This window comes from Halocynthiibacter sp., from assembly GCF_049608145.1.
Classification (GTDB): domain Bacteria; phylum Pseudomonadota; class Alphaproteobacteria; order Rhodobacterales; family Rhodobacteraceae; genus Halocynthiibacter.
This window is the reverse complement of the sequence record NZ_JBMYXF010000029.1, coordinates 1-14,096: the sequence shown is the minus strand read 5'-3', so window position 1 is coordinate 14,096 and position 14,096 is coordinate 1. Positions and strand designations below refer to the sequence as shown.

The following is a 14,096-nucleotide window of genomic DNA, read 5'->3' as shown; positions in this document are numbered from 1 at the left end:
CGCCTATTCTTTGCAGGCTTTATCATCTGCTTGCGTAAACGAGGAAACCCCATGTCTGCTGTTTTAGCCTGCCTGCGCCAATATTTCACCCGCGCACTGGTTTTATTTACATTTCTGGCTTTATCCGCCTGTGTTCCCACCGGTTCTGGTCAAGGCCCATCTGTAAACACCAACCGCCCCGTACCAGTCGCGTTGCTGATTCCTCACGAATCAGCCCGTGCATCTGATGGCAACCTGGCACGCGCTTTGGAAAATGCGGCGCGCTTGGCCATGGCGGATCTTGATGGCGTGAACATCGATCTGCGGGTTTATGCCACCGGCGGTCAACCTGAGATCGCAGCGGCAGCCGCAACCCGCGCAGTCAACGATGGCGCAAAAATTATCCTCGGCCCTGTCTTTGCTCCGTCTGCGAACGCGGCAGGTGTGGCTGTTGCCAACCGAAACGTGAACATCCTGTCATTCTCAAACAACACCTCTATTGCCGGGGGGAACGTGTTTACGCTGGGAACAAGCTATAACAATACGGCAAGCCGTCTTGCGCAATATGCGGTGTCTCAGGGCCGGAACAAAATCATGGTTGTTCATGGGGACAGCGCCAATGAAACCCGTGGGCGTGATGCTATTGTGTCTGCTGTGCAGGCCGCTGGCGGAAATGTCACGGCAAGTGCATCGTTTGAACTGTCTCAAAACGGTGTCATCCAAGCTGCCCCAACCATCAGCCGTGCTGCCCGCAACAACGGCAGCAACGCAATTTTCTTCACCTCTGGCGGTGCTGGTGCCCTTGGTCTGACCACGCAGATGCTGCTCGACAATGGCGTCACGCCACAAGAGTTGCAGTTCATTGGCCTGCGCCGGATGGATCGCCCGGCCACCATGTTGACACAACCCGGCGTCCAGGGCGGTTGGTTTGCAACGCCTGACGCCCGGTCTATACAGACCTTCAACAGCCGTTATGCCGCCGCATATGGCAGCGCACCACACCCGATTGCCGGGGTTGCTTATGATGGTATGGCTGCGATTGGTGCCCTACTGAAAACCGGCCGCAACGATGCACTGACTGTAAGTTCTCTGACGCAATCCTCTGGGTTTGCCGGCGTTGGCGGCGTCTTCCGTCTGCGTCCTGATGGATCTACCCAGCGCGCTTTGGCTGTGTCTTCAATCCGCGACGGTGTCGTGACTGAAATCTCCCCTGCTCCGAGAAACTTCGGTGGCGCAGGGTTCTGATGCAACAGGTGCAGGCGGATTGATCCCGCCTGCACCTGATCCCGCCTCTCTGATCTGTCCTGCGGAACGGATCATCGACACAGATGCCGCGCAGTCCTTGCTGAATGACGCGCTGTTTCGAGCCACCACCAGCCGTGAAATGCGTGCAGAAGTCACCGGCATTCTACGCAGCCTGTTGGAAGCCGGTTCCGCCATTATCGCGGAGGAATTCAACAAACACCCCCGCAATGCACATGGCGCAATCCGCGCGCGAAGCTGGCTGATGGATGTGATCCTGGCCCTGGCCTTTCATGTGGCGACAACCCGTTTGCATCCCAATCCGGTTCCAACCGATGGTGAACGTCTGGCCCTGATCGCAGTCGGTGGTTACGGGCGTGGCGAAATGGCGCCGCAATCAGATGTCGACCTGCTGTTTCTCAGCCCCTGGAAAATCACCGGATGGGGCGAAAGCGTGGTCGAAAGCCTGCTGTATATTCTTTGGGATATGAAGCTCAAAATCGGGCATTCTGTACGCACAGTACGCGACTGTGTGAATCTTGGCCGCGATGACTATACCATTCGCACAGCCCTGCTGGAGAATCGTTTTATCACCGGTGATGCCAATCTTGCGGATGAACTGCGTGACACGTTGGATAGTGAATTATTCAAAGGCACTGCGTCTGAATTCATCGAAGCCAAACTGTCTGAACGCGCGAAACGCCATCAGAAACAGGGCGGTCAGCGTTATGTCGTTGAACCAAATGTGAAAGAAGGCAAAGGCGGTTTGCGCGATCTGCAAAGCCTGTTCTGGATCGCGAAATATGTCCATGGCGTGCATGACACCTCGGATCTGGCCCGCCTAAAAATGTTCACCCGCGAGGAATTTGACGCATTTTTACAAGCTGAAAATTTTCTGTGGGCCGTGCGGTGCCACCTGCATTTGCTGACAAAGCGCCCTTCTGATCAACTTAACTTTGACCTTCAGGTCGAGGTCGCGTCGCGCATGGAATACAAGGATCGCGCAGGCCGTCGTGCGGTGGAAGTTTTCATGCAGGATTACTTTCGCCATGCAACCCGTGTGGGCGAATTGACCCGGATTTTTCTGACCGAACTGGAAGCCAGCCACGTCAAACAAGCCCCTGATCTTTTACGCCTGTTCCGCCATCGAAAAAAGCTGATGAAAGGTCTGCAGATCATTCAGAACCGCATCGCGATCAGCAACGAAAAGAGCTTTCTAAAAGACAAGCTGAACATTCTTCGCCTGTTTGAAGAAGCGCTGCGCACCGGCTATCTGATTCATCCCGATACCATGCGCCTGCTGTCTGCGAACCTTGATTTGATTGATGACGACATGCGTCGCAATCCAGAAGCGGTGAAAATTTTCACAGGGCTTTTGTTGAAACACGGCAACCCGGAACGCGCCCTACGGCGGATGAATGAACTGGGGGTTTTATCCGCATTCGTGCCGGAATTCGAACCCATCGTCGCAATGATGCAGTTCAATATGTATCATTCCTATACAGTGGATGAACATACGATCCAGGTGATCGCCGCCCTTGCCCAGATTGAACGCAAAGAACTGGTCGAAGAACTGCCGGTGGCATCTGGCATTCTGGCAAAAGGCATCAACCGCAAGACGCTGTATATCGCTCTGCTGTTGCATGACATCGGCAAGGGCCGACCCGAAGACCATTCAATCTTGGGGGCACAGATCACCCGCAAAGTTGCGCCCCGCCTTGGATTGAACAAGAAAGAAGCAGAAACTGCTGAATGGTTGGTTCGTCATCATCTGATGATGTCTGACGTCGCCCAGAAACGCGATATTTCTGATCCGCGCACCATTCGCGATTTTGCCAAACGTGTGCGGTCGCGACGCCGACTTGATCTGCTGACCGTGCTGACCGTCTGTGACATTCGTGGTGTTGGCCCGGACACTTGGAACAACTGGAAGGCCATGCTGATCCGCCAACTGCATGAAGAAACCACAAATGCGCTGGAAAACGGGATGGAAGCCCTGACCACCGAGGCCCGCACAGCAGAGGCAAAGAAAGCATTGCGCGCGGCCCTACCAGAATGGAGCAAAAAAGACCTGCGTGCCGAAACCCAACGCCACTATGACCCATATTGGCAGGGTCTACGCACGGGACAGCACACAACTTTTGCCCGCCTGTTGCGGGATCTGCCAGACAATGACATTCGCATCGATATTGTTGCGGATGAAGACCGCGACGCCACGCGCATTGCCTTTGCCCTGCAGGATCACCACGGCATTTTTTCCCGTATGGCAGGGGCGCTTGCCCTGGTCGGGGCCAATGTTGTGGATGCGCGAACCTATACCTCAAAGGACGGGTTCGCCACGGCGGTTTTCTGGGTTCAGGACAGCGAAGGGCATCCGTTTGCAAAAAGCCGTTACCGACGCCTGAACCAGATGATCGACAAGATCCTAAAAGGTCAGGTGATCGCCCGGGATGCCCTGAAGGACAAAGATAAGATCCGCAAACGTGAACGTTCCTTCCGCGTGCCCACAAATATCACCTTTGATAATGAAGGTTCCGAAATCTTCACAATTATCGAAGTCGACACACGTGATCGCCCGGGTCTTTTGCATGATCTGACCCGCACGCTTGCGGATATGAACATTCATATTTCATCTGCGGTCATTGCCACCTATGGTGAACAGGTTGTTGACACCTTCTATGTCAAAGATTCATACGGGCTGAAATATTATGCAAAGCATAAACAAGACTCCCTTGAAAAGAAGCTGCGTGAAGCAATAACAACAGGCGCAAAACGCGCACAGGCCTAGAACCGGAACGAGAGGCAGAACACATGCGAATGGCACGGGGATTTTTCACCGTTGGCTTCTGGACACTTGCAAGCCGGATCCTTGGGTTTCTGCGCGATGTTCTGATTGCATCTTATCTTGGCACAGGTGCGGCCCATCAGGCCTTTGTTGCCGCCTTCGCCCTGCCCAACCTGTTTCGTCGGTTCTTTGCCGAAGGCGCTTTGAACATGGCCTTTGTGCCGATGTTTTCCAAAAAACTGGAAAGCGGTGATGATCCTTATGGGTTTGCGTCCGATGCATTGGTTGGACTGGCGACTGTTGTTGTGATCCTCACGCTGATTGCCCAGATCTTTATGCCTGGTCTCGTCTGGTTGCAGGTTTCCGGCTATTACGGCACTGAAAAATTCCCGCTGACCGTTGATTACGGACGCATCTGTTTTCCCTATATTGTGCTGATCTCGCTTGCTGCGCTGCTGTCTGGCATGCTGAACGCGATGCGCCACTTCGCCGCCGCCGCCGCCGCGCCTGTTCTGCTGAATGTGGTGTTCATCGGCGCGATCTTTATTGCGGGGCAAATGGGGTATGAGGTGGCGCGTGCCCTTGTCTGGGCTGTACCTGTCGGTGGTGTTGCGCAACTGGTTTTGGTCTGGATAGCCGCAAAACGGGCCGGGTTCGTGCCCCGTCTGCGCTGGCCCCATATGACACCGGATCTCAAGCGCTTGGCCATCATCGCCGCCCCCGCGGCCCTTGCGGGCGGTGTGGTGCAGATCAATCTTCTGGTGGGGCGTCAAGTCGCCAGCCAGACAGATGGCGCGGTGTCCTGGCTTTATAACGCAGATCGTCTGTACCAGCTGCCATTGGGCGTGGTGGGCATTGCCATTGGGATCGTTCTGCTGCCAGAACTGTCTCGTCGACTGGCTGCAAATGATCAGTCTGCAGGCAAAGCCGCCCTGTCACGCGCAGGGGAAATGGCCCTGATGCTGACTGTACCCAGCGCCGTTGCCCTGGCCGTTATTCCCGGCCCATTGGTGTCGGTGTTGTTTGAACGCGGGGCATTCACCGCAAACGACACGGATATGACCGCGCTTGCGGTTCTGATCTATGGCCTGGGCCTGCCATCATTTGTGCTGCAAAAAGTGCTGCAACCCGTCTACTTTGCCCGCGAAGACACAAAGACCCCATTTAAATTTGCAATCGTTTCCATGGTGGTAAACGCTGCGGTCGCTGTGGGTCTGATGCCTGTGATCGGCTTCTTTGCAGCTGCGGTGGCGACCACCCTTTCAGGCTGGATCATGTTTTTCATGCTGCTGATCGGTGCACGCCGTTTTGGCGATGTCGCCCGCTTTGATGCCCGTTTTCGCACACGCGCATGGCGCATCACATTGGCCAGCTTTGCCATGGGGGGCTGGTTGCTTTTGACTATGACCATCATCGGTCCGATGTTTGGCTATGGCGGTTGGCGCTGGCTGGGGCTGTTGATCCTGGTCACCTCAGGCATGCTGTCCTATGGCATCTTTGGTATGATCTTCAAAGCCTTTCGCCTGTCCGATCTCAAGGCGTCTCTGCGGCGAGGCGCTTAACGCCGCCGCAGGATCTGCAAAAAATGTGCCCAGCCACCGGGCACCAGGATAAAGCACAGGCCAAACCCCGTCAGAAAGCCCCCCCATTCCGCAACCGTTGTCCAATCCCAGCCGAACACCGGTGCCAGAACAACGCGAAACGCAACAAGAAACCCAATCAGCGCAAACGGGCTGGACGCACCAATCGGATGCCGGAATACGCCCGTCCACATCATCCAGGTCAGCGCCCCAATCAGGCCAAACGCCCCCGGCATCCCACCAACCAAAATACCGTTGTATCCAAAGACCATAGCAAGCAGGTTATACAGCACCCCGCCCACAAATGCGGATGCAAAAAACAGCACCAAGAATTTCCAAGGGGCAAAGGCCCGCGCCACAAAATTGCCCAAAGCCAGGGTAAAGACCAAGGTGAACACCGTGCCTGTGAAGCTGCCATCTACGAAAACATAGATCACAAAACGCAGGATATATTGCAGACTGTAATCTTGGTCGGCAATCATCGCCCGCAGCAGACCGGAATTTAACCAAAAATCACTGACCAGGTTAATGCGCCCGTCAATCCCGACTATTCCTCCCAGAAAACCCAGTTTCTGTAACATCAGAAAAGGCTCTGCCGCAAAAAGGGCCACAGCAAGCAGGATCAGAACCCTGGGCAAGGGGTTCACGGGGGGGGCGTTGTGGTCCTGATACATCTGTGTCGTGCTCCGGTTGACGTTGTTGTCTGCCATGGGTAAGCCAGCAGAGAAGAGAAATCCAGCATTCCGATCCGAGGCCCATGATGACCGACGCAGCCCAGACCCACCCGACCCGCATCTTTTCCGGCATTCAGCCGTCCGGCAACCTGACCCTTGGCAATTATCTTGGGGCATTAAAGCGGTTTGTCGAAAAGCAGAATGAAGGCATCGAAAGCATCTACTGCATGGTCGACATGCATGCGATTTCCGTCTGGCAGAACCCCGCGGATCTGCGCCACGCCACACGCGAACTGGCGGCTGGTTTCATTGCGTCTGGCATCGATCCTGAAAAATCCGTGCTGTTCAACCAAAGCCAGGTTTCCGCCCATGCGGAACTGGCCTGGATCTTTAACTGCGTTGCGCGCATGGGCTGGATGCAGCGCATGACCCAGTTCAAAGATAAAGCTGGCAAGAACGCCCAGAACGCGTCTCTTGGTCTGTTCGCTTACCCTGCCCTGATGGCCGCGGACATTCTGATTTATCACGCAACCCATGTGCCTGTGGGCGACGACCAGAAACAACACCTTGAACTGACACGCGATATCGCAGCGAAGTTCAACCATGATTACGGCGTTGATTTCTTTCCGCTGACCGAACCAGTGATCGAAGGCGCGGCCACACGTGTGATGTCTCTGCGCGACGGATCTAAGAAAATGTCAAAATCGGATCCATCAGACATGAGCCGGATCAACATGACCGATTCAGCCGATGACATCGCAAAAAAGATCCGCAAAGCGAAAACCGATCCAGAAGCGCTTCCGTCCGAAGCCAAAGGTCTTGAAGATCGCCCCGAAGCCCGGAACCTTGTGAACATCTACGCAGGCCTTGCCGACATGACCGTGGATCAGGTTCTGGCTGATCACGGCGGATCACAGTTCGGCACGTTCAAGCCAGCACTTGCAGAATTGGCGGTTGCGAAACTGGCCCCGATTTCATCCGAGATGTCACGCCTGATGCAAGACACAGCCGAAATCGACAAGATCCTTGGTCGCGGCGCGGAACGCGCGGATGCGCTTGCCCGCCCGATCCTAGAGAAAACCTATGACATCGTTGGTTTCGTGCGGTCACGGTAATCGATGGGTAAAAACGCCAAACGCAGCCGAGAGAAAATGGCGCAAGAGGCCGCATCCGAAGCACTGCGTCTTCGTAAATAATATCCAGATCCGGCACGGCTGCCGGATCATATTACACGCTTGCGCAGCCAGGGCCTGAATGTTTCCGACTTCCCGGATCTGCCGCCAACGCACATAACTCCGGCTGCGTTTTGCATATGCCTGCCCAATGGAAATGCAGGCAATTCCCTTCCTGGTTGGGAAACTTGCTTTACAGATCATGAGGGCATTGAACAGCTCTCATCTTCAGGTTCTCTGACAATCTGGAAAACCGATAAGCTTTGGCATGTGAATGTACATCATTACGTTCCCGGCCCGGGGCCCGGCGATTTCACGGCTCAGTTTGACAGCGCCGAAGCCGCGATTACGCGGGTGATCTCTTACTTTAAAAACCCTCATGATCAGGCCTTCTGCGAACTGCTTGAGGCCGTGGTGATCGAAGACAAATAACGTCTGGACCTCTGACCTTTCTCGCCATATCGTTGCGGCAACAACGAATTGACGTTTTGGGAGAGAGAACGGAATGGCTGTCAGCAAAAACATTCGCACATATTATAACGGCACCTGGCACACAGGTGACGTGCCTGTCATGTCAGCTGCCGATCACGCGGCCTGGCTGGGATCTACAGTATTTGACGGCGCACGTTTGTTTGAAGGCCTCACTCCGGATTTGGACAAGCACGCACATCGGGTAAACCGTTCTGCCGAAGCTCTCATGTTGACCCCAACCGTTTCCACCGATGATATCGTCGCCCTGACCCATGAAGGTCTCGCGATGTTTGAAAAAGGTGCCGCTGTTTACATCCGTCCGATGTATTGGGGCATCGACGGGGATGCATCCGCCATTGTGCCATCCGCAAACACAACAGGTTTTGCGATCTGTCTGGAAGAAGTGCCAATGGCCGCGCCCGAAGCCTCAACAACGCTGACACGCACCCAATTTCGTCGTCCAACGCTGGAAAACGCTGTGGTTAACGCCAAAGCAGGCTGCCTGTATCCGAACAACGCCCGTATGTTGATGGAAGCAAAACAACGCGGATTCAGCAATGCTTTGGCCTGCGATTCAAATGGGAATGTCGCGGAAAGCGCCACCGCCAATGTTTTCATGGTGAAAGACGGCGAAGTGTTTACACCAATTGCCAATGGCACCTTCCTGTCCGGCATCACCCGCGCTCGCCACATGGAACTTTTGCGCGCAGATGGGGTGAAGGTTCACGAGGCCACCCTGAACTATAATGACTTTGACAGTGCCGATGAAATCTTCCTGACCGGAAATATGTCCAAAATCACACCGGTGACACAGTTTGACGATGTGAACTATCAGGTGGGGCCTGTCACACGCCGGGCGCGTGAGCTGTACTGGGATTGGGCCCATTCAGGCCGCGGATAAGCCACGAAGCAATAATAAGATACGGCGCCATGTTCATACAAACATGGCGCCGTCATTCTTTTAGCAGAAACCCGTCGACCCGATTAAAATCAGAGCAGCGCGCGGATCTTTTCCAGTGTGGCAGAGTTCACAGCAACGCCAGCATCCGCCGCAGCAATCCGTTTTGCCCCACGGCCATCACCGGGCACACGTACGCCATCCTGATCACGAACCGCTTCGGTCAGTGCGGCCAGTTGTGTCGCGAATGCACCGCCTGATGTGGCTTGTGGGTCGATCGCGATAAAGAACTGGCCTGTTTTGGGCGGGCCGCCTTTTGTGCCGGAGAACGGGCTTGCGTCTTTGCCAAGTGTCGCACCGGACATCACCGCTGCCATCATCTCAACCATCAAGGCGATGCCCACGCCTTTATAGCCACCTGACGGCACCATAGAGCCTTTTAGGCCGGCATCAGGATCAGTTGTTGGGTTGCCGTCGACGTCCAAAACCCAACCTTCGGGCACGGCTTTACCTTCGCGGGAATGTTTCATCACTTCGCTTTTCGCGATGGTGGATGCGGATTGGTCGATCAAGACTTCGGCCTGTCCATCCGCACCGGGTGCCGCGATGGAAAATGGGTTGGTGCCCACCACGGGTTTTGCACCACCCGTTGGCGCGATAGACGCCGGCGCATTGGTGAACCCAATCCCCATCAGACCTGCTTGGGCCAGACGTTGGGTGTGCACACCCAGAACGCCACAGTTGTAAGAATTGTTGATCGCAAGAACGGCAACACCCTGGTCTTTCGCCGCTGGGATCAGCTTTTCAAAGCCCATATCAATCGCCGCATGGGCAAAACCCGTCGCGGCATCCACAGTCACCACGGATGGTTTGGGCTGGGACAGAACCGGCTGCGCATTGCCGTCAACCTTGCCGCATTGCACGTGTTCCGCATAGATCGGGATGTAAGCCAAACCATGGGAGGCAACGCCATCCGCTTCTGTCATTGCGGTCGCTTTGGCCAGAGGGGCGGCGTTTGCAGGCGATGTGCCCGCGGCCACCAATGCGTCCTGGGCCAGGGTTTCGATCTCGGCCAGGGTCAGGGTTTCTGTCGTGGTCATTCGTTCACATCCTTCAGTTAATCATTGTCATTCAAGCCCGCACCCGCGCCCAGCAGACGCGATGCTTCGGTCGCTGGCGCATAGGTGCGATGGGCAAACGCGCCAAGACGTGCCCAGCAAGCATCATCCACATGGGCACGCATCACAGGCGCATTTGGTGTTGTCATCTGCGCGGGTGCGCAACAGCGTACTTCGGTGGCATGGGCACAGAGAACATCTTCGCGCGCACCCTGCACACATAGTTGATGTCCGTCGGTTGTCAGGCGCACATTGCCCCATTCCACTGCCACACCAACCCCCAGCCGCAGCGCCGCCCCAGAGGCGAACGGCACAATCAACAGGGGCTGACTGACCTGTTCAATCGTGATCACCTGACCATCCATCATGCGCACAGCACAATCAGACATCGCCGCCCCGGAAATCAGCGGGCTCATGCGGCCAGCGGGGGCGCGCCAGGTGCCTGTCAGGCTGGAGGGCGAAAAATCAATCGCAGGCAGTCGGTCATTCAATTCCAGAAGATCTGCCAAAAGATCCGGCCCAGGATAGCCAAAACCAGCAAGCCAACGCGTGCCTTTGGCCGCTTCTTCCGCAAGCCCCCAGGCAAGGCCCGCCCCACGGGCGGCGCGTTTGCTCATGGCTTCGATTTCATTCAAAGAATGGCTCATATCTTAACCCTTTTCCTGTGCAGGATAGACCCAGTCATCGGCATTGCGCGATTGCAGTTCTTCCGGATAAGGCGCATTGCCATACATGCAAATCCGTACCCAGCGATCGGAACGCGGGTCAAAATGCACAGCCCCAAAGAACGCCAATTTGCAACGCAGCATATCAATCGGCAGCACGTCTTCTGAAATCGTATTGTCCCGAATTTCCGCATAGGGCGCACGCCCTACGATTTGCGCGCGGCGTAGAATATGACGGTGTTCCGGGTGGCGCAAAAGGAACTCGGCCACCGGTGTTTCAGACGGCCAATGTTCCAACGCTTGAAACAGGATCGCCGCATCACGCCCCGGTGCCAGCGGTTGTTCATAATCCTCAATCGGTTCTTCAAAGCGTTCGCCAAGGCGGGGTTCCAGCTTTTCTTCCGACACATACCAAGCCCGCGCTTTGCTGGCGGGCAGCTTCCAATCGGTGTTCAAAGCCCAACCATATGCGTCACGCAAAATGTCCCGTACACGCCCCAAAGTCATCGCACCCGCGATGCGGAATGTCGGTGTATTATCCGCGGCCATATGATCCGCCAGATCGTCAACCAATGTGCCGTAAGGTTCCAAAATGAGTGATGCCAGACATTCCTGCGCATCCACTCCAAGATGGGCGTCTGCCCAAGAACAGAGCCTATCCCAAGGGAAATCCGATGCCAGATCCGCTGTTTCAAGATGTGTCGCAAGCCGATCAAGATCAGCACGCAGCACCGCCAGTTTTTCCACCTGAATAGGGTGTTCGGAATGCCAGTTTGCAGCAGAAATCAAACTGCGATCAAAGACGTCACGGAAGGTAGCGATATCTATATCAGACGCCGTTTCAACACTGCGCACCCGCGCAATCGCAGTTTCGCGCGCAGCAACCCAATTGTTGAAAAGAACCGGATGGTTCAACAGGAAAGGCGCCATGCCAAGGCCGGTGGAATTGCCGATGCCAACAGAACGCGCGATTGCAGGGTCAAGCGTTGCTGCGGTCTTGCCCGCCGCCTGTGCCCGTTCATTGGCCATATGTTGCACAAGGTCACGCACAAACGCACGCGTCAGGAAGACGGACAGCATTTCCACCTGAAATGGGGTCGCAAATTCCGGGCGATCCGCGATCATTTCACGATCAGCCGCGCCCAATTTGCCAGATCCGTAAACCGCAGTGGTGCGCATCAGATAACCAACCGCATCAATCGTTTCCTGATCGGGCTGGATGCCAGATGCCAGCGTTGACACAACATGTTCCCACAGGCGCACGGATCGATTGGCGCGCGACACGGACAGCTCAGATCCTGTCACGCGGCCCGCTTCTTGCAAGGGAATGTTTTGCGACAGACGGGTGATATCATCCGCAGTCGGCACACCGTCAAACAAAGTGAATGTGCAATCCCAAGCCTCGGCGATCACGCGGTCAGATCGTTTCTCAGCGGGTAGATCATGGGCGAAAGCCACAAGTGAATAGCTGCGATCCGGTCCATGGGCGGAATAGACAGCATGACCAACACCATTGCCGTCAATTTCAAAAGCAGGTCGATCAAAACGCCAAGCTTCCCGCGCCATACGACGGGTCAGAATGCGCATAAAGGATAGACGGGACTGATGCAGAGATCCAAGACGTGCAAGGCGCATGACCTTCGCGGGGTCGCGCAAGGGGATCTTTGTGGTTTGCGTATCTGCGGCGTTCATCCTGCCCTCCTATAGAATAAAAGCCGGGCACATAGCGCGCCCGGCCAAAGGTTTATTGTTCGCGGCCTTTTGCCAATGTGATGCGCAGGGCGTCCCACAAAGATGGCAGCAAGATCAGTGACACAGGCACGGCTGTGATCACGATAAAGCTTTGCAATTTGGTCACGCCCCCTGATCCAAGCGAGATCAGAACAATCGCCATAATCCCCATCGCAATGCCCCAGAACACCCGGATGGATGCCGGTGGGTTTGCGCTGTCTTTGGACATGGTTGCCGCGATCACATAGCTCATTGAATCCCCCGTTGTGGCCACGAAGATCGTGGTCAAGATCAGGAACAACAGCGACACAAGGAAGCCCATCGGCAGGTTACCCGTGATCGCCAACAGCGCTGCAGGCAGGTTAAAGCCCTCAAATGCAGCAGAAATCGTGCCCGGTTCAGCCAGTTCCATCGCGATGCCTGTGCCGCCAATGATCGTAAACCAAAAGTTGGTCACAATCGGTGCAACGATAGACAACATGATGATGATACCACGGATTGAACGTCCACGTGAAATCCGCGCAATGAACATCGCCATCAGCGGGCCATATCCCATGAACCAGCCCCAGAAGAACACGGTCCACCAGCCAAGCCAGCCCGGCGCGCCGAAGACGGCCGCGTCACCGCGATACAGCGCCATCTGGAAGAAGTTCGCCAGATATGTGCCAAAACCAGAGAAGAACGAACTAAAGATAAAGCCCGTTGGACCCGCCAGCAGAACAAACACCAAAAGGCCTGCGCCCAGGATAATGTTGATCTTGGACAGGATCTGAATGCCTTTGGACAGACCGGTCATAGCAGAAATCGTATAGATCGCAGCCAAAGCAACAATCACTAGCATTTGCGTCATGAACACGTCAGGAATGCCAAAAAGATCTTCCAGACCATAGCTGACTTGCAAGCCGAGGAAGCCAATCGGGCCAACTGTACCGGCAACAACCGCGATGATCGAAGACGCATCGGCAATCAGACCAATCGGGCCGTTGATCGCCTTGTCGCCAAACACCGGGTACAACAGGGTACGTGGCGCCAACGGCAGACCTTTTTCATAGTGGTAATGCATCAGCATGACAGTGGATAGGGATCCAAGGATCGCCCAGGCCAGAAAACCCCAATGCATAAAGCTTTGTGCAATGGCTGCGTTCACCGCATCTTCCATCCCAGATTCAGCCCCATAAAGCGGAGGGGAAGACAGGAAATGTGCAATCGGTTCACCCGCAGCCCAGAACACGCCACCGCCCGCAAGCAGGGTACACATGATCATGGATCCCCATTGGAACAGGCTAAATTCAGGTGCCGCAAGACCACCCAGAATGGCTTTGCCGCCGGGCAGCACGCATAGCACCAAACCGATCAGGAAGGTCGCAAGCAAAAGCACCTGCCAATACAGACCAAAGTAGGTCGCAGCAATGTTAAAGCCCCAGTCAATATAGGCTGAGAGCGTGACAATATCGATGATGGCAACCGCGCAAAACAATGCGATGAAGCCCCCAGAAATTGCGAAAAGGGGTATGTTCACAGAACCCTTTTCTGTGTTCGTTTGATCCGTCATGGTTTCCTCCCTGACAACGGGTCAGGCTTTGTGGGCCGTAATTCTGACCGGCGTGTATTACGCAGGTACGAAGTTTTTCTCGTAAAAATTATACCAGTTACGCCCCATGATCCCGGCCACCTCAGTGTCAGACAGACCCGTCGCGCGCAGGCCATCTTCAAGGTTTCCAAAGTCACGGTTGTCTTTGAACCACGTCGGCATTTCCGGGAAACCAGGCGCGCTGGCAGAG

11 protein-coding genes and 1 pseudogene are annotated in these 14,096 nt (G+C 55.2%); 6 read left to right on the top strand and 6 right to left on the bottom strand.

What is annotated here, in order from left to right:
- The first annotated feature begins 51 nt into the window (after positions 1-51).
- Genes ACPGUT_RS10040 through murJ form a run of 3 tightly spaced genes read left to right on the top strand, consistent with a single transcriptional unit; the run spans position 52 to position 5,568 of the window.
- Positions 52-1,224 (top strand): penicillin-binding protein activator, encoded by a 1,173-nt coding sequence (locus ACPGUT_RS10040; protein ID WP_423990931.1) that lies wholly within the window; start codon positions 52-54, stop codon positions 1,222-1,224.
- Entirely contained in the window at positions 1,208-4,009 is a 2,802-nt protein-coding gene (locus ACPGUT_RS10035) for a [protein-PII] uridylyltransferase (RefSeq protein ID WP_423990929.1), read from the top strand. Before ACPGUT_RS10040 ends, ACPGUT_RS10035 begins: the two co-directional genes overlap by 17 nt.
- Before the next feature lie 23 nt (positions 4,010-4,032).
- The gene (murJ, locus tag ACPGUT_RS10030) at positions 4,033-5,568 is read left to right on the top strand and encodes a murein biosynthesis integral membrane protein MurJ (protein ID WP_423990927.1); all 1,536 of its coding nucleotides are present in this window, start codon (positions 4,033-4,035) and stop codon (positions 5,566-5,568) included.
- Here murJ and ACPGUT_RS10025 read toward each other — a convergent pair.
- Positions 5,565-6,296: a rhomboid family intramembrane serine protease gene (locus ACPGUT_RS10025; RefSeq protein ID WP_423990925.1), complete on the bottom strand. Its 732-nt coding sequence runs from the start codon at positions 6,294-6,296 to the stop codon at positions 5,565-5,567. The genes murJ and ACPGUT_RS10025 overlap by 4 nt on opposite strands.
- A 50-nt stretch (positions 6,297-6,346) precedes the next feature.
- Between ACPGUT_RS10025 and trpS the strand changes: the two genes are divergently transcribed.
- The 3 genes from trpS to ACPGUT_RS10010 all read left to right on the top strand — a co-directional run bounded on the left by trpS (position 6,347) and on the right by ACPGUT_RS10010 (position 8,804).
- The gene (trpS, locus tag ACPGUT_RS10020; protein ID WP_423990923.1) at positions 6,347-7,375 is read left to right on the top strand and encodes a tryptophan--tRNA ligase; all 1,029 of its coding nucleotides are present in this window, start codon (positions 6,347-6,349) and stop codon (positions 7,373-7,375) included.
- 120 nt (positions 7,376-7,495) lie between these two features.
- A complete protein-coding gene (locus tag ACPGUT_RS10015; RefSeq protein ID WP_423990921.1) occupies positions 7,496-7,864 on the top strand; it encodes a hypothetical protein in 369 nt (122 codons plus the stop codon).
- A gap of 73 nt (positions 7,865-7,937) precedes the next feature.
- Positions 7,938-8,804, top strand: coding sequence for a branched-chain amino acid aminotransferase (locus ACPGUT_RS10010; protein WP_423990919.1), 867 nt, complete (start codon positions 7,938-7,940; stop codon positions 8,802-8,804).
- 89 nt (positions 8,805-8,893) lie between these two features.
- Here ACPGUT_RS10010 and ACPGUT_RS10005 read toward each other — a convergent pair whose 3' ends face one another.
- The 5 genes and pseudogenes from ACPGUT_RS10005 to ACPGUT_RS09985 all read right to left on the bottom strand — a co-directional run.
- Positions 8,894-9,901, bottom strand: coding sequence for an Ldh family oxidoreductase (locus ACPGUT_RS10005; RefSeq protein ID WP_423990917.1), 1,008 nt, complete (start codon positions 9,899-9,901; stop codon positions 8,894-8,896).
- Between the two features lie 17 nt (positions 9,902-9,918).
- Positions 9,919-10,566: a DUF3726 domain-containing protein gene (locus ACPGUT_RS10000; RefSeq protein WP_423990915.1), complete on the bottom strand. Its 648-nt coding sequence runs from the start codon at positions 10,564-10,566 to the stop codon at positions 9,919-9,921.
- A 3-nt stretch (positions 10,567-10,569) separates the two neighbouring features.
- Positions 10,570-12,276 (bottom strand): hypothetical protein, encoded by a 1,707-nt coding sequence (locus ACPGUT_RS09995; protein WP_423990913.1) that lies wholly within the window; start codon positions 12,274-12,276, stop codon positions 10,570-10,572.
- Between the two features lie 52 nt (positions 12,277-12,328).
- On the bottom strand, positions 12,329-13,867 hold the full coding sequence (locus ACPGUT_RS09990) for a BCCT family transporter (protein WP_423990911.1): 1,539 nt from the start codon (positions 13,865-13,867) through the stop codon (positions 12,329-12,331).
- A gap of 57 nt (positions 13,868-13,924) precedes the next feature.
- Positions 13,925-14,096, bottom strand: a pseudogene (locus ACPGUT_RS09985) (membrane dipeptidase); the annotation flags it as partial.